Annotated in this window: 13 protein-coding genes; 9 read left to right on the forward strand and 4 right to left on the reverse strand. The window is 60.4% G+C overall.

Going from position 1 to position 15210, the window contains the following annotated elements; translation table 11 throughout:
* Nucleotides 1-9 precede the first annotated feature (9 nt).
* The 4 genes from QMM04_RS02790 to crtB are packed head-to-tail and all read left to right on the forward strand — an operon-like array spanning nucleotide 10 to nucleotide 4860.
* The gene (locus tag QMM04_RS02790; RefSeq protein WP_282995598.1) at nucleotides 10-1287 is read left to right on the forward strand and encodes a glycosyltransferase; all 1278 of its coding nucleotides are present in this window, start codon (nucleotides 10-12) and stop codon (nucleotides 1285-1287) included.
* Nucleotides 1287-2453: a lycopene beta-cyclase CrtY gene (gene crtY / locus QMM04_RS02795; RefSeq protein WP_282995599.1), complete on the forward strand. Its 1167-nt coding sequence runs from the start codon at nucleotides 1287-1289 to the stop codon at nucleotides 2451-2453. The genes QMM04_RS02790 and crtY overlap by 1 nt, the downstream gene beginning before the upstream one ends.
* Nucleotides 2453-3934, forward strand: coding sequence for a phytoene desaturase (locus QMM04_RS02800; RefSeq protein ID WP_132463314.1), 1482 nt, complete (start codon nucleotides 2453-2455; stop codon nucleotides 3932-3934). The genes crtY and QMM04_RS02800 overlap by 1 nt, the downstream gene beginning before the upstream one ends.
* Nucleotides 3931-4860, forward strand: a complete 930-nt coding sequence (gene crtB, locus QMM04_RS02805; protein WP_059009308.1) for a 15-cis-phytoene synthase CrtB — start codon at nucleotides 3931-3933, stop codon at nucleotides 4858-4860. Before QMM04_RS02800 ends, crtB begins: the two co-directional genes overlap by 4 nt.
* Here crtB and QMM04_RS02810 read toward each other — a convergent pair.
* The gene (locus tag QMM04_RS02810; RefSeq protein WP_022547228.1) at nucleotides 4799-5332 is read right to left on the reverse strand and encodes a sterol desaturase family protein; all 534 of its coding nucleotides are present in this window, start codon (nucleotides 5330-5332) and stop codon (nucleotides 4799-4801) included. The two genes, crtB and QMM04_RS02810, sit on opposite strands and share 62 nt — an antisense overlap.
* Nucleotides 5333-5640: 308 nt before the next feature.
* On the opposite strand from QMM04_RS02810, the gene QMM04_RS02815 reads away from it, so the two are divergent.
* The gene (locus tag QMM04_RS02815) at nucleotides 5641-6831 is read left to right on the forward strand and encodes an MFS transporter (protein WP_262258335.1); all 1191 of its coding nucleotides are present in this window, start codon (nucleotides 5641-5643) and stop codon (nucleotides 6829-6831) included.
* Between the two features lie 2 nt (nucleotides 6832-6833).
* On the opposite strand, the gene sfnG is transcribed toward QMM04_RS02815, so the two are convergent.
* The gene (gene sfnG / locus QMM04_RS02820; RefSeq protein ID WP_021508881.1) at nucleotides 6834-7928 is read right to left on the reverse strand and encodes a dimethylsulfone monooxygenase SfnG; all 1095 of its coding nucleotides are present in this window, start codon (nucleotides 7926-7928) and stop codon (nucleotides 6834-6836) included.
* Between the two features lie 220 nt (nucleotides 7929-8148).
* Complete coding sequence (locus tag QMM04_RS02825; RefSeq protein WP_262258336.1) at nucleotides 8149-8496, reverse strand: helix-turn-helix domain-containing protein; 348 nt, start codon at nucleotides 8494-8496, stop codon at nucleotides 8149-8151.
* 159 nt (nucleotides 8497-8655) lie between these two features.
* Here QMM04_RS02825 and QMM04_RS02830 point away from each other — a divergent pair, with 159 nt between their 5' ends.
* Complete coding sequence (locus tag QMM04_RS02830; RefSeq protein ID WP_104187590.1) at nucleotides 8656-9882, forward strand: MFS transporter; 1227 nt, start codon at nucleotides 8656-8658, stop codon at nucleotides 9880-9882.
* A gap of 53 nt (nucleotides 9883-9935) precedes the next feature.
* On the opposite strand, the gene clcA is transcribed toward QMM04_RS02830, so the two are convergent.
* On the reverse strand, nucleotides 9936-11300 hold the full coding sequence (gene clcA / locus QMM04_RS02835) for a H(+)/Cl(-) exchange transporter ClcA (RefSeq protein ID WP_058770387.1): 1365 nt from the start codon (nucleotides 11298-11300) through the stop codon (nucleotides 9936-9938).
* A gap of 336 nt (nucleotides 11301-11636) precedes the next feature.
* On the opposite strand from clcA, the gene glsB reads away from it, so the two are divergent.
* The 3 genes from glsB (at nucleotide 11637) to QMM04_RS02850 (ending at nucleotide 15154) form a co-directional block, all read left to right on the forward strand.
* Entirely contained in the window at nucleotides 11637-12560 is a 924-nt protein-coding gene (gene glsB / locus QMM04_RS02840; RefSeq protein ID WP_282954467.1) for a glutaminase B, read from the forward strand.
* Nucleotides 12561-12932: 372 nt separating this feature from the next.
* On the forward strand, nucleotides 12933-13349 hold the full coding sequence (locus QMM04_RS02845) for a DUF2946 domain-containing protein (protein WP_282995601.1): 417 nt from the start codon (nucleotides 12933-12935) through the stop codon (nucleotides 13347-13349).
* A gap of 65 nt (nucleotides 13350-13414) precedes the next feature.
* A complete protein-coding gene (locus QMM04_RS02850; RefSeq protein ID WP_262264101.1) occupies nucleotides 13415-15154 on the forward strand; it encodes a DUF2534 family protein in 1740 nt (579 codons plus the stop codon).
* Nucleotides 15155-15210 lie beyond the last annotated feature (56 nt).

Genomic DNA, 15210 nt, shown 5'->3' on the forward strand with positions numbered 1-15210 from the left:
GTCATACCTATGGGGCATTTTGCCGTTATTGCGCCACCGCTCTACAGCCACTTTCACGCATTGCAGGCGCTGGCGCAAACGCTGCTGGCGCGCGGACACCGCATCACCTTTATTCAGCAAAGCGATGCACGCACCTTGCTGAGCGACGAGCGTATTGCCTTTGTGGCCGTCGGCGAGCGCACGCATCCTGCCGGATCGCTCTCCAGCGAACTCAGGCGGCTGGCCGCACCGGGCGGGCTGTCGCTGTTTCGCGTGATTCACGATCTGGCCAGCACCACCGATATGCTGTGCCGTGAACTGCCCGCGGTGCTGAAACGGCTGCAGGTCGATGGTGTGATTGCCGACCAAATGGAAGCGGCTGGCGGTCTGGTGGCAGAGGCGTTACGGCTGCCGTTCGTGTCGGTGGCCTGCGCGCTGCCGGTCAATCGTGAAGCGGCCATTCCGCTGGCGGTAATGCCCTTTCGCTTTGCTCAGGATGAGAAAGCGCTGCAGCGCTATCAGGCCAGCAGCGACATCTACGACCGCATCATGCGTCGTCATGGCGCTGTAATTGCTCGTCATGCGCGCATCTTCGGCCTGCCCGAACGCCATGGCTTACATCAGTGTCTGTCGCCGCTGGCGCAAATCAGTCAGCTGGTGCCCGCTTTTGATTTTCCACGTCAGCAACTGCCAGCCTGCTATCACAGCGTGGGCCCGCTGCGGACCCAGGTCGCTAGCGGCGCGCTCGCCGCTCCCTGGCCAGCGCTGCGCCAGCCGGTGGTGTATGCCTCGCTGGGCACGCTACAGGGGCATCGTTTTCGCCTGTTTCTGCATCTGGCTCAGGCCTGCCGCAATCAGCAGCTGTCGCTGGTGGTGGCACACTGTGGCGGGTTGACCGCCAGCCAGGCACATCAGCTGAGACTGGCCGGGGCTGCGTGGGTAACCGATTTTGTGGATCAGCGGGCGGCGCTGCAGCATGCGCAACTGTTTATCACTCACGCCGGTCTGAACAGTGCGCTGGAAGCACTGGAGTGTGGCACGCCGATGCTGGCGCTGCCGATCGCCTTCGATCAGCCCGGCGTGGCGGCACGTATTGAGTGGCACGGCGTCGGCCGGCGCGCCTCACGTTTCAGCCGCGTCGCGCAGCTGGAGCACCACCTGCAACAGTTGCTGAGTGACGATCGCTATCGTCTGCGCATGTCAGCCATTCAGGCGCAGCTGCAGCGGGCCGGTGGCTGTACGCGCGCGGCGGATATTGTCGAGCAGGCGCTGTGTCAGCAGCAAATCGTGCTGGCGGAGGCCACCTGATGCGCGCACCTTACGATGTCATTCTGGTCGGTGCCGGCCTGGCTAACGGGCTGATTGCGCTGCGTTTACGCCAGCTGCAGCCCGCACTTAAGGTTTTGCTGCTGGAGAGTGAGGCGAAGCCGGCCGGCAATCATACCTGGTCGTTCCATCGCGAAGACGTCAGCGAAGCGCAGTTCCGCTGGCTCGAACCGCTGCTTTCGGCGCGCTGGCCCGGTTATCAGGTACGCTTCCCCACCCTGCGTCGCCAGATGGATGGTGAATATTGCTCCATTGCCTCGGAGGATTTTGCCCGGCACTTGCAGCAGGTGCTCGGTGCCGCGCTACGCACCGCAGCGCCGGTCAGCGAGGTCTCGCCCACCGGGGTCAGACTGGCGGATGGCGGGATGTTACAGGCGCAGGCGGTGATTGACGGACGCGGGCTGCAGCCGACACCGCATCTGCAGCTCGGCTATCAGGCATTTGTCGGTCAGGAGTGGCAGTTGGCCGCGCCGCATGGCCTGCAGCAGCCAATATTGATGGACGCCAGCGTCGATCAGCAGCAGGGTTATCGCTTTGTTTACACCCTGCCGCTCAGTGCCAGCCGTCTACTGATTGAAGATACCCATTATATCAACCATGCCACGCTGGATGCCGCACAGGCGCGCCGGCACATCACGGACTATGCCCACCAGCGCGGCTGGAATCTGCGCCAGCTGCTGCGCGAGGAGCACGGCTCGCTGCCGATCACGCTCAGCGGCGATATCGATCAGTTCTGGCAACAGCAGCACGGACAACCGTGCAGCGGGCTGCGCGCCGGACTGTTTCACGCCACCACCGGTTACTCGCTGCCTGCGGCAGTGGCGCTGGCGGAGAAGATTGCCAGCACGCTGCCCGCCGATGCCCACACGCTGAGCCACTGCATCGAATCCTTTGCCCGTCAGCACTGGCGCGAGCAGCGCTTTTTCCGTCTGTTAAATCGCATGCTGTTTCTTGCCGGACGGCCTGAACAGCGCTGGCGCGTAATGCAGCGTTTTTACCGGCTTGACGCCGGATTGATTAGCCGCTTTTACGCCGGGCAACTGCGCCTCAGCGATAAAGCACGCATTCTGTGCGGCAAACCGCCGGTCCCTCTCGGCGAAGCGCTGCGCGCATTGATGATGACCTCTCCGTTACCAGGGAAGAAATAATGAAACGCACCTATGTGATTGGCGCAGGCTTCGGTGGCCTGGCGCTGGCGATTCGTCTGCAAGCGGCCGGCGTGCCGGTCACGCTGCTGGAACAGCGCGATAAGCCCGGCGGGCGCGCCTATGTTTATCAGGATCAGGGTTTTACCTTTGATGCCGGTCCGACGGTGATTACCGATCCCAGCGCTATCGAGGCGCTGTTTACGCTGGCAGGCAAGCAACTCAGTGATTATGTCGACCTGATGCCGGTGACGCCGTTTTATCGCCTGTGCTGGGAAGACGGCAGGCAGCTGGACTACGACAACAACCAGACACAGCTCGAGCAGCAGATTGCCACCTTTAACCCGCAGGATGTCGCCGGTTACCGCCAGTTTCTGGCCTATTCACAGGATGTGTTTCGTGAGGGCTATCTGAAACTTGGCACCGTGCCTTTTCTGCATTTCCGCGACATGCTGCGTGCCGGGCCACAGCTGGGTCGGCTGCAGGCCTGGCGCAGTGTCTACAGCATGGTGGCGAAATTTATTCAGGACGATCATCTGCGCCAGGCTTTTTCCTTTCACTCGTTGCTGGTCGGCGGTAATCCTTTTGCAACGTCTTCGATCTATACCTTAATTCACGCACTGGAGCGCGAATGGGGCGTGTGGTTTCCGCGCGGCGGTACCGGTGCGCTGGTTGATGGCATGGCGCGACTGTTTCGCGATTTGGGCGGTGAATTGCTGCTCAACGCCGAAGTCAGCCAGCTGGAGACCGAGGGTAACCGCATCAGCGGTGTCCAGCTGAAGGATGGGCGCCGTTTTGCCGCCGCCGCCGTTGCGTCAAATGCTGACGTGGTGCATACCTACGATCGCCTGTTGAGCCAGCACCCTGCGGCGCGTAAACGCGCGGCGACGCTGAAGCGCAAGCGGATGAGCAACTCGCTGTTTGTTCTCTATTTTGGTCTTAATCATGCCCACCCGCAGCTGGCGCACCACACCGTGTGCTTTGGTCCGCGCTATCGTGAATTGATCGATGAGATCTTCAATAGCAGCCAGCTGGCGGAAGATTTCTCGCTGTATCTGCACGCGCCCTGCTCCAGCGATCCGTCGCTGGCACCGGCAGGCTGCGGCAGTTTTTACGTGCTGGCGCCGGTGCCGCATCTCGGTACCGCCGCAATTGACTGGCAACAGGAAGGACCGCGCTTGCGCGATCGCATTTTTGCTTATCTGGAGGAGCACTATATGCCGGGTCTGCGACAGCAGTTAGTGACACACCGTATGTTTACGCCGTTTGATTTTCGCGACACGCTGCACGCGCATCAGGGCTCAGCGTTTTCGCTCGAACCCATTTTGACGCAAAGTGCCTGGTTCCGGCCGCATAACCGCGATGCCGACATCACTAACCTTTATCTGGTGGGGGCTGGCACGCATCCCGGTGCCGGTGTGCCAGGCGTGATCGGCTCCGCGAAAGCGACCGCCCAGTTGATGGTGGAGGATCTGACCGGATGAACCAACCGCCGCTGATTGAGCAGGTCACCCAAACCATGGCGCAGGGCTCCAAAAGTTTCGCCAGCGCTACCCGGCTGTTTGATCCTCCAACGCGCCGCAGTACGCTGATGCTGTACGCATGGTGTCGTCACTGTGACGATGTGATAGATGGTCAGACGCTGGGCGAAGGCGGCACGCAGCACGCGGTGGCGGATGCCCAGGCGCGGATGCGCCACCTGCAAATCGAAACCCGCCGCGCCTACAGCGGTGCCCACATGGATGAACCGGCGTTTCGTGCCTTTCAGGAAGTGGCGCTGACGCATCAGCTTCCCCAGCAGCTGGCGTTTGATCATCTGGAAGGGTTTGCGATGGATGCGCGTGAAGAACGTTACGCGTGTTTCGGGGACACGCTGCGTTACTGCTATCACGTGGCCGGCGTGGTGGGGTTAATGATGGCGCGCGTGATGGGCGTACGTGATGAGCGCGTACTCGATCACGCCTGTGATTTGGGTCTGGCGTTTCAGCTGACCAATATCGCACGGGATATCGTTGAGGACGCGGAGAATGGCCGTTGCTATCTGCCACAAAGCTGGCTGGATGAGGCCGGACTGAGCGCCGCTCAGCTTGCCGATCCGCAACATCGCGCAGCGCTGGCCCCGCTGGCGGCGCGTCTGGTGCGCGAGGCTGAACCTTACTATCAGTCAGCGCGCAGCGGGCTACCCGGACTGCCGCTCCGTTCGGCGTGGGCGATCGCCACCGCGCGCGGCGTCTATCGGGAAATTGGCGTAAAAGTGCAGCATGCCGGTGCCCGGGCGTGGGATGCGCGCCAGCGTACCAGTAAAGGCGAAAAGCTGGCGCTGCTGGTGAAAGGTGCCGGCGTCGCGCTTACTTCGCGCCTTGCTCATCCCCAGGCGCGTCCTGCCGGTCTGTGGCAGCGTCCGCGTTGACACGACGCCCATGGCGCTGGCGCAGCGTCGCCTGCAGCTTGTGCAGCGGCGGGGCGTAAAGAAAGCCAAAGGAAACGCAGCCCTCACGTCCCCGCACCGCATGATGCATGCGGTGCGCCATATACAACCGCTTCAGATAACCTTTACGCGGAATGTAGCGGAACGGCCAGCGCTGATGGACCAGGCCGTCATGCACCATAAAATAGAGCGCGCCATAAGTCGTCATGCCAGCGCCAATCCACTGCAGCGGCCAGACACCGTTGACACCCAGCCAAATCAGGCCAATCGACAACAGCGCAAACACCACGGCATACAGGTCGTTGAGCTCAAATTTGCTCTCATGCGGTTCATGATGCGACAAATGCCAGCCCCATCCCCAGCCATGCATAATGTATTTATGCGACAGCGCCGCGACGATCTCCATCAGTATCACGGTAGCCAGCAGGATAAGCGCATTCCATAACCAGAGCATCATTGGTCCATTTGCGAAGAGTGAGAGTATAAAGGTGGACGTGGATAGCGAAAGGCGCAAGTCCCCGGCAAAAAAACGCACCGGCAGCGTAAATACCAGCCAGGTCACAGATGCGTGCTGTCACCGTCAGACAAGCAAAGCGGCAAGAAGGTTATCCTGCATGGCGGCCGGGTGGGTCTGCTTTACATCGTTCTAACAGCTGGCTAGTATAGCCAGCTGTTCAGCGGTCCAGGCTGCTGCGTACGCGTTAACGTCAATCAACGCACCATATGCAGAGACTTTCTGCCTCATTTCTATGGTGCGCAAACATGACCCATACCGCTTTATCTGCTGATTCTGCCCTGCGTCGTTCCGGCTTTTTCCTGCTGCTGCTGTTACTCACCGCCGCCAACTTACGCACGCCCATCACCGCCACCGGGCCGGTACTGGAAAATATTCGCCTGACATTTGGCCTGAGCGCCAGCGCTGCCGGCGTGATTAACTTTTTACCGCTGCTGATGTTCGCCACGCTGGCACCGCCAGCCGCCTGGTTTGGCAATCGCTTTGGCCTGGAGCGCAGTCTGTGGGGGGCGTTACTCCTGATCGTCCTGGGTTCACTGCTGCGAATCAGCGGCAGCGAAACGGCACTGTGGCTGGGTACGCTGATTCTCAGTAGCGGGATCGCGGCGGCCAACGTCCTGCTGCCGCCGCTGATTAAGCGGGATTACACCGCGCACACCGCACGTTATATCGGGCTGTATGCCATGACCATGGGCATCACCGCCAGCATCGCTTCCGGCGTGGCCGTGCCGCTGGCCGAACTCAGCAGCGCCGGCTGGCGTCTGTCGCTGGCGGTCTGGCTGATTCCGGCGCTGATCGCGCTGCTGGCATGGCTGCCGCAGCTGAAAAATCCCGTGACGCATGCGCAGCGCGCGACAGAGGTCACCGTAACGCGTTCGCCGTGGCGTTCCGCGATTGGCTGGCAGGTGTCGCTGTTCATGGCCAGCCAGTCGCTGCTGTTTTATACCCTGATTGGCTGGTTTACCCCGTTCGCACAGGATAATGGCATCAGTCAGCTGCAGGCGGGCGGCATGTTGTTCATCTATCAAATCGTGGCGATCGCCTCCAATCTGGCCTGTATGCGGGCGCTGAAGCAGCTGCGCGATCAGCGTCTGATCGGGCTGCTGGCTTCGCTGTCGATCTTCATCGCGGTGACCGGCCTGCTGCTGGCACCCGCATGGTCGCTGTTGTGGCTGATTCTGGCAGGCCTCGGTGCGGGCGCCTCGCTGCTGATCAGCCTGTCACTGTTTAATTTACGCACCCGGGACCATCGCCAGGCCTCGAAACTCTCCGGCATGGCGCAGTGCGTGGGTTACGGGCTGGCGGCGCTGGGACCGCTGTGCTTCGGCATGCTGCATGATGTCAGCAGCAGCTGGCAGCTCCCGCTGCTGATGCTGTTGGCGGTAAGCGCGCTGCAAATGGCGATGGCGCTGCTGGCCGGACGCGACCGCGCTATCTGACCTCAGACCGTGACGGCGTTAAGCGCCTCCTGTCGTTCCAGTTCGCGCACGCGTGGGATAACTTCACGCCCAAAGAACTCCACCTCTTCATGGAAATGCAGAAACGCCAGCAGCAGTAAATCCACGCCAGCGCGTTTCTGCTCCATGATGCGCTCAGCAATTTGCTGCGGGGTGCCAATCAGATTGGTTTTGAAACCGTCGTTGTATTGCACCAGATCCTCGAAGGAGGATTTGGCCCAGTTGCCCTCGCCTTCCGGCGACGCGCTGCCGGCATTTTTCACCTCATGCTGGAAGCCTTTCACTGCATCCGGATTGGCTTTGGCGATGATCTCCTGCAGCACCGCCTGGGCTTCCTGTTCGCTCTCGCGGGCGATGACAAAACCATTCAGGCCGATTTTAACGGCGTGCTGATTGACGGCGGCTTTGGCGCGGATATCGTCTACCTGCTGCCGTACGCCCTGAGGCGTGTTGCCGTTGGTGAAGTACCAGTCAGACACCCGTGACGCCATGTCGCGCGCGGCGCGCGAGCTGCCGCCCTGGAAAATTTCCGGTAGCGGATCGAGTGGTTTCGGCTTGAGCGCGTAGTCGCGGAAGCGATAAAAATCCCCGGCGAAGCTGAAGCTGCTTTCACGCCAGATGCCGCGCAGGCAGCGAATGAACTCTTCCGAACGCAGATAGCGCTCTTCGTGATCGAGCCAGGGTTCACCAATCGCTTTGAACTCGCCGCGAAACCAGCCGCTGACAATGTTCACCGCGATGCGCGGACCGTAAAGATGGCTGATGGTGGCGATCTGCTTCGCCGCCAGCGTCGGGTTCCACGGCCCCGGCAGCAGCGCGGCAATCACTTTGAGTTTTGTGGTGTGGCTCAGCAGATCCTGAGAGAAGGTGACTGATTCGTGCTGATTATCAGCGCCATAGCCAGCGGTGAAGCGAATCTGCGTCAGGGCATAATCGAAGCCAGCGCGTTCAGCGATTTTCGCCAGTTCACGGTTGTACTCCGCGTCCCAGCGCGTGCGCTGCTCGATCTGACTGATGACTAAACCACCTGAAACATTAGGTACCCAGTAAGCAAACTGCAGCGGTTTTACCTGTGACATAGGTTTCTCCTGAGACTTCTTATAGCTGGACTAACGGAAAATTATCTTCATTAATGCTTTTGGCTATAAGAGGCTATGCAGTGAGCGTGCCAGTTCCTGGCAGAGATTAAACGCCTGATTTGCGGGCTAACTGAATGAGAGGATGAGGAATGTCTGTTGCGGATGCAGCAGCCGCTGTCGCCAGGCTGTTGCAATTGCAGCCGCTCCGGCGAAAAGGGCGCTACTCCGCGTGCTGAAAAGCCTGCAGCGCGCTTCGGGTGGCGGCATCATCGGCGGCGGCGCTGAGCAGCGCATCAAGCAGACCGGGAAAGCGCGCGTCCAGATCGTCGCGCCGCAGTGACAGCAGATTCTCGCGGCCAGAGGGTTTTTGCCAGATTACGCCGCTGTCACGCAGTACCCGCCAGTGGTGGGTTAAGGTTGATTTGGATACGCCATGCAGCAGCGAACCGCAGCTGCGCTCCTCCCCCTGTGCCAGCAGCGCGACGACCGCCATGCGCATCGGATTGCCCAGCGCGGCCAGCACATTCTCCAGCCTGATGGCGTCACGCGACGGATGATTTTCCAGCATTGCTTATCTCTGTAAGGGCGTAAGACAGCAAATTATCCGTGAGTCGGCGGACGATGTATAGCGCAGTACGAGCGGTGCGCCAATCGCGCTGCGCTAATTTACGATGTCACATTGCTGCTCTATGCTTGTCACCATCCTCCACTCTTTCTTCATCACAACATGAATGCAAATCCGATAGCGCATCCCGCTGCTTTGCGGTCTCTCCAGGCGTTGTGCCTGGTCAATTTTTTCATGGCCGACGTGCGGGATGGACTCGGCCCTTTCCTGGGGATCTTTCTTACCGAGCATGGCTGGAGAGCGGATGATATTGGCTGGGCGATGACTGCCGGCGGTTTAGCCGGTCTGCTGGCTACGCTGCCGGCGGGTCTGGCAACCGATGCCACGCACCATAAAAAAGGGCTGCTGATTCTGGCCTCACTGCTCATTACGCTGGCCACCCTGATGCTGTGGTGGTTTCCTTACGGTGGAGTGGTGGTTGCCTCGCAGGTGGTTACCGGCCTCGCGGCCGCTCTTATTGCCCCGTTACTGACCGGCGTCACCCTCGGCCTGACCGGCTCTCAGGGGTTCAGCCAGCAGATGGGTAGAAACGAGGCGTTCAATCATGGCGGCAATATGACTGCCGCGCTGTTTGCCGGGTTTGCCGTCTGGCTGTGGGGCACCGATGCGGTTTTTATTCTGATGACCGCGATGGCACTGTGCGCATGTTTTGCCGTGGCCGCCATTCAGCGTAACGCGATCGATGACCGCGCGGCGCGCGGCGGTGCCGGACAGCAGGCCGCAGAGCTCCCTGGTTTCTCTGCCCTGCTGCGCAATCCGGTGCTGCTGATTACCGGCCTGACGCTGCTGCTGTTTCACCTCGGCAACGCCGCGCTGTTGCCAATGCTGGGCATTCGCGCGGCGGCAACGCACAGCGGACAGCTCAGCCCCGGTGTTTATACCGCTGCAACCGTGGTGATTTCGCAATGCGTGATGATTCCCGTGGCGTTATTCGCCGCCCGAAACGCCAGCCGCCTCGGTTTCCCGCTGCTGATCACCCTCGCGCTGGTGGTGCTGCCGGTGCGTGCCGGCATCGCCTCCCTGTTCGATGGCACCTATGCGATGGTACCGGTACAGATTCTTGATGGTCTGGCCGCCGGGCTGCTGGGCGTGGCAGTACCGGGCTACATCGTCAGCGTGCTTGACGGCAGCGGACACACCAATGCCGGCCAGAGTTTCGTCATGCTGATGCAGGGCGTGGGCGCGGCATGCAGTCCGGCACTGACCGGCAGCATCGCCGCCGCCTGGTCTTATCAGGTCGCTTTCGCCGTGCTCGGCAGCATCGCCCTCGCCGCACTGATGCTCTGGAGCCTCAGCCAGCGCATCAGATGGGTTAAAAGCCGGGCGTGAGGTGATATCTTTCCACCCGGCTTTAGTCGCGCTTCGATAAGCCGGGATAATACCTATTCCGTCCGGGCGCTGGCGCGGTTAGTGAGCTGTGCTTTGGCCAGGGTGCGCGCCAGGATTGAGGAATAAAGCGGTTTGCCACCAAAGAACTGCGCCGCCAGCGTTGCGCCCAGGCAGGTGATGATCATCGGCAGAATCAGTTGATAGTTATTGGTCATCTCCAGCACCAGCACGATGCCGGTAAGCGGCGCGCGCACCGAGGCGGCGAACAGCGCGCCCATCCCGGCGACGGCAAAGGTGGCGGCTTCCAGCTGATAATGCGGGAACCAGTCGGCGCTCAGCTGACCAAAGCAGGTGCCCAGCAGCGTGCCCAGCGTCAGCATGGGCGCAAAAATGCCGCCCGGCGCGCCTGAAGAGAAGCAGCAAATGGTGACTAGCGTGCGCAGCGCGAAGAGAGCAAACAGCGCCAGCGCGCCATAGTGTCCGGTAGCGAAATCCGGAATCAGCGTCGTTCCGCCGCTCACCGCCTGCGGCAGCAGTAAACCCAGCATGCCGCACAGTCCGGCCAGCAGGCTACCGAACAGCACCCAGCGCCCGGTACGTCCGAGATGCAGGCGCTGAAACTGGTCCTGTGCGAGAAATATCAGCCGGTTGAACGCCACGCCGCAGCCACCAAACAGCACACCCAGCACCAGATAGAGCCACAGCGTCTCGGTGGGCGCGTCACGCAGCTGACCGATATTAATGATGGCTTCATTACCGTTGAGCACGCGAAAGACAATACTCGACATGATCACGCCAACAAACACCGCTTTTATCGATATCAGGCTATAGCGAAACTGCGGGCGCATCTCTTCGATAATGAACAAAATGCCGGCCAGCGGCGCGTTGAACGCCGCCGAAAGCCCCGCCGCGGCACCGGTCGCCAGCAGCGTATGACGCGATTCGGAATCGCGCACGCGAAACAGATCGAGGCACATACCGCCGATGTTGCCGCCAATCTGTACCGTGGGTCCTTCGCGCCCCAGCACCATGCCAGAACCCAGCGCGCCCATGCCGCCGATAAATTTAACCGGCAGCACGCGCCACCAGCGCACCGGGCGCAGCTCTTCCAGCGCGCCCTCGATTTCCGGAATGCCCGAGCCTCCTGCCTCCGGCGCGAAGCGGCGCACCAGAAAATAGCCGATGCCGCCCAGCAGCGCCGAGATAAAAAACGCGCTCAGCAACGCCATGGCCAGGTTATCCGCACGCTCTGTCAGCCAGCCGATCCGCAGGTGGAGAATAAAATTGACCGCGCGATCGAAAGCCACCCCCACCAGCCCGGTGAGGATACCGACCAGCGCGGCCAGCAGCAGCAATGCCAGCGGGGTTTTATCGCGTCGCAGCAGTTTTTGCAGCAGCATAAAGCGCCCGGCGCGCATCGCGTTGGCAGGCTCGGTGGCATCAGGTAAGGCAGACATCGTCATCCTCAATTACAACAGTTGAGCGCATTGGCTGCGCCGGAAAGAGTTTGGGCTTAGCATAACCAAAATTGCCTGATCGGTAACTCAATCATTCGCAACATAATTTTACCTCAGGCCGCGCGATGTGGCGTGGGCGCCAGGCTGGGTTGCGATCGGGCGCAACAAAACGCGCAGAAAATCCGCAATGCAGTGCAGGCTTGCTGCAGCATGCTCACAGAATTTTGCGCGGTGGATTGACGCGCCGACGGCAAATCACCATGATCGCGCCAGGATTAGTCACCCCGGAGCCACAAGGTGTCGGAACTCAGTAATGCATTGCTTGAAGAGATTGTCACGGACGTACGCCCCCTCACCCGTCAGGGCAAAGTGGCAGATTATATCCCGGCGCTGGCCGGCGTGGATGCCGATCAACTGGGCATCGCCATTGCCACCGCCGATGGTCGCAGCTACCAGGCCGGCGATGCGGGCACGCGCTTTTCAATCCAGTCCATCTCCAAAGTCCTGTCGCTTACCGTCGCGCTGACGCTGTACGAGGACGCCGAGATCTGGCAGCGCGTAGGCAAAGAGCCATCCGGCCAGGCATTCAATTCACTGGTGCAGCTTGAACTGGAACAGGGAAAACCGCGCAATCCATTCATTAACGCCGGCGCGCTGGTGATGTGCGATTTGCTGGAAAGCCGGCTCACCGCGCCGCGCCAGCGCATGCTGGAGTTTGTGCGTCGTCTGGCACAGCAGCCGGACATTCAGTATGACCGTGCGGTCGCGCGCTCTGAATATGAGCACTCGGCGCGTAACGCCGCCATTGCCTGGCTGATGAAGTCGTTTGGCAACTTTCATAATGACGTCAGTAAAGTAATGGAAACCTACTTTCACTACTGCTCGCTGGCGATGAGCTGCAGCGAACTGGCGCGCACGTTTCTCTATCTCGCCAATCACGGTCGCACGCTGGATGATGAGTGGACGGTGATCTCTGCACGCCAGGCGCGGCAGGTGAACGCACTGATGATGACCAGCGGCATGTACGACGGCGCCGGAGAGTTTGCCTGGCGCGTGGGCATGCCGGCTAAATCCGGCGTCGGCGGCGGGATTGTCGCAGTGATTCCCGGTGAGATGAGTATTGCCGTCTGGTCACCGGCGCTGGATCATTCCGGTAACTCGCTGGCCGGCACCGCCATGCTGGAGAAACTCACGGAGCGGCTGGGGAGATCGATATTTTAAGGCCCGGCTCATACTGAGAGTCTTCCCTGTAAATGAAAAGAGTTAAACAATGAGCCGCCCGTTTATATCGGTGCGGATCAATGCGCACCCTGTGCAAATAGTGCAAATACCTTGTAGGGTCGCCATTAATGGCGACCACAAATTCTGAGCAATGACAGGTTATGCCATCAGACTCCGCTCATCCTTCAGCAATGAGAAATAGTGTTTCTCTAATGTACTCATCAGGTTGCAATTAAGTTAACAAACGCACCACGTTAAGTGACCCTTTTCAAAAGGTGCGAATTTTGTCGCTCCCAGCCTCACTTTTATTAACCCTTGTGCGGCAATCGCGTTACACTTCGGCCTCATTTGTTGAAGCACTCAGTATTTGCCATGACGTTTTCCTATCACTTTCGCCAGCGCCTGACCGCCTGCGTCGCCATTGTGGCGGTGCTGCTGCTGTTCGTCGCGCCGATTGTGTCGAAAACGCTGCTGGAGCGGCAAACGCGCATTGACCCCGTGGCGTCGCACAGCCCTTCATCTGCCATGCCAATGCACCATCACGATATGCCGATGGAGATGGCGATGCCGGGCATGATGCCTCACAACATGGACGACGGCGAATTTGCCTGCGGCTATTGTGATTTGCTGGTGCATGTTCCGCTGATGATGTGGGTGTTTATCCCGTTCATCTGGCTGATGCTGGTGATCTCGCGCGCGCCACCGCTGCCGCCGCTGGTGGCACCCCGGCCGCGCCGCTTCAGCGGTACCCATCGTCCGCGCGCGCCACCGGTTTTTCTTTCCTGCTGAATCTCATTAATCGGTACAACGCCTGCGCTGTGCCCTGACATTCTCTTATCGGAAGGAAGACGGCTTTGTCTGCTGTTCACTCTGCAGCACCGCGCGGCGCGGTGCTTAATCTGCTACGCCGCTTACATTTTTACATAGGCCTGTTTGTCGCGCCGTTCATCTTCGTGGCGGCGCTCAGCGGCACGCTGTATGTGCTGACGCCGCAGCTGGAAAATCTAATCTACGCCGATGCGCTCACCGCGCAGCCGCAGGGCAATGCGCAACCGCTCTCGGCGCAGATCGCCGCGGCACGCGCCTATGCGGGCGAAAATCAGCACATTTATGCGGTTCGACCCGCGCCCGCCGCGCGCGATACCACGCGCGTACAGTTCAGCGATGCCACACTCGGTCCGTCGCAGTCGCGTGCGGTATTTATCGATCCCTACAGCCTCAAAGTAACCGGCGACATGACGGTGTACGGCACCAGTGGCGTGTTGCCTCTGCGCACCACGCTCGATCTGCTGCACAGCAGCCTGTTACTCGGTGACTTTGGTCGCAACTACAGCGAACTGGCGGCGAGCTGGCTGTGGGTGGCCGCGCTCGGCGGCGTGCTGCTGTGGCTGGGCACGCGACCAAAACGCCGGTTGAAAACCGTGCGAAAGGGGTTTGCCTTCACCCGGCACTGGCACATCACGCTAGGGCTGACGCTGCTGCTCGGGCTGCTGTTCTTCTCCGTTACCGGCCTCACCTGGTCACAATGGGCAGGTAGCAATATCGATAAGATGCGTACCGAGCTTAACTGGCTGACGCCACAAGTGAATACGGCGCTCAGCGGTGATGCGCCCGCCGCGCCGGCGGATCCTCATGCCGATCACCGCAGTATGCCGGACATGGACATGACCAGCATGCCGATGTCGTCGATGGCGAAACCGGCGACGCAGCCAGCGAAGTCACTGCCGGCAAATGCCGCCGACGCTGACTGGGATCGCGTGCTGGCGGCGGCGCGTCAGGATGGCATCCGCGCGGCTAAAGTGGAGCTGCGCCAGCCGAAAAGCGAGGGCAAAGCCTGGACGGTGAGTGAGATTGATCGCAGCTGGCCCACCCAGGTGGATGCGGTGTCCGTGAATCCGCAAAGCTTCGCGATTGTCGATCACGTCTGGTTTGATCGCTTCCCGCTGGTGGCAAAACTGACGCGCTGGGGCGTCGATGCGCACATGGGCGTGCTGTTTGGCTGGCCTAATCAGCTGTTGCTGGCGCTGTTTGGCCTGGGTTTGTGCAGCATGATTGTGCTGGGTTATCGTATGTGGTGGCTGCGCCGCCCGGCTCTCGATCAGGCCAGCCCGGCGCAAACCCTGAGCGCAAGCTGGCTGGCGCTGCCGCACTATGCCAAAGGGGTTTGCCTGATGCTGGCGCTGGCGCTCGGTTATGCCCTGCCGGTGATGGGCGTCAGCCTGCTGGCCTTCGTGCTGGTGGATGTACTGCGCTGGCGCAGACAACAGCGGGCGCCGATGAGCGAAGCGGAAATTCTCGCCGCGCAGCAGTCGCCGCTCGGTATCGTGCGGGCGCGCTTCACGGTGAAACGCAAGGAGATGCGTTACTACCTGCGTGGGCTGTTTATTCTGGCGCTGATTGTCGGTACGGTGATGAGCAATGCGATTATCGGCGGCGTGATCGATCAATACGGCATCCCGTTCAGCCACTGGACGCTGACCATGTATCTGACGCAGGGCTTTATGATCGCGCTTTACACCACGGTGTTCACCGCGCTGATGTCGATTCCGCTGTGGTATTTCTTCCTCGGCGAAAAGGATGATTCGCAGGGATAAGGCGTAAAAAACGGCGGCAGATCCCCTGGCCGCCGTTTTGTTTAACAAATGTCAGC

Origin of the sequence: Pantoea sp. Pa-EAmG (assembly GCF_030024295.1) — a bacterium.
Classification (GTDB): domain Bacteria; phylum Pseudomonadota; class Gammaproteobacteria; order Enterobacterales; family Enterobacteriaceae; genus Pantoea; species Pantoea dispersa.

Excerpts from the sequence above, each read along its gene's own strand:
- crtB (WP_059009308.1), top strand. The coding sequence starts at position 3,931 with ATGAACCAACCGCCGCTGATTGAGCAGGTCACCCAAACCATGGCGCAG.
- QMM04_RS02845 (WP_282995601.1), top strand. The coding sequence starts at position 12,933 with ATGACGTTTTCCTATCACTTTCGCCAGCGCCTGACCGCCTGCGTCGCC.
- QMM04_RS02800 (WP_132463314.1), top strand. The coding sequence starts at position 2,453 with ATGAAACGCACCTATGTGATTGGCGCAGGCTTCGGTGGCCTGGCGCTG.
- crtY (WP_282995599.1), top strand. The coding sequence starts at position 1,287 with ATGCGCGCACCTTACGATGTCATTCTGGTCGGTGCCGGCCTGGCTAAC.
- clcA (WP_058770387.1), bottom strand. The coding sequence starts at position 11,300 with ATGCGCGCCGGGCGCTTTATGCTGCTGCAAAAACTGCTGCGACGCGAT.
- QMM04_RS02790 (WP_282995598.1), top strand. The coding sequence starts at position 10 with ATGGGGCATTTTGCCGTTATTGCGCCACCGCTCTACAGCCACTTTCAC.
- QMM04_RS02830 (WP_104187590.1), top strand. The coding sequence starts at position 8,656 with ATGAATGCAAATCCGATAGCGCATCCCGCTGCTTTGCGGTCTCTCCAG.
- sfnG (WP_021508881.1), bottom strand. The coding sequence starts at position 7,928 with ATGTCACAGGTAAAACCGCTGCAGTTTGCTTACTGGGTACCTAATGTT.
- QMM04_RS02815 (WP_262258335.1), top strand. The coding sequence starts at position 5,641 with ATGACCCATACCGCTTTATCTGCTGATTCTGCCCTGCGTCGTTCCGGC.
- QMM04_RS02810 (WP_022547228.1), bottom strand. The coding sequence starts at position 5,332 with ATGCTCTGGTTATGGAATGCGCTTATCCTGCTGGCTACCGTGATACTG.
- QMM04_RS02825 (WP_262258336.1), bottom strand. The coding sequence starts at position 8,496 with ATGCTGGAAAATCATCCGTCGCGTGACGCCATCAGGCTGGAGAATGTG.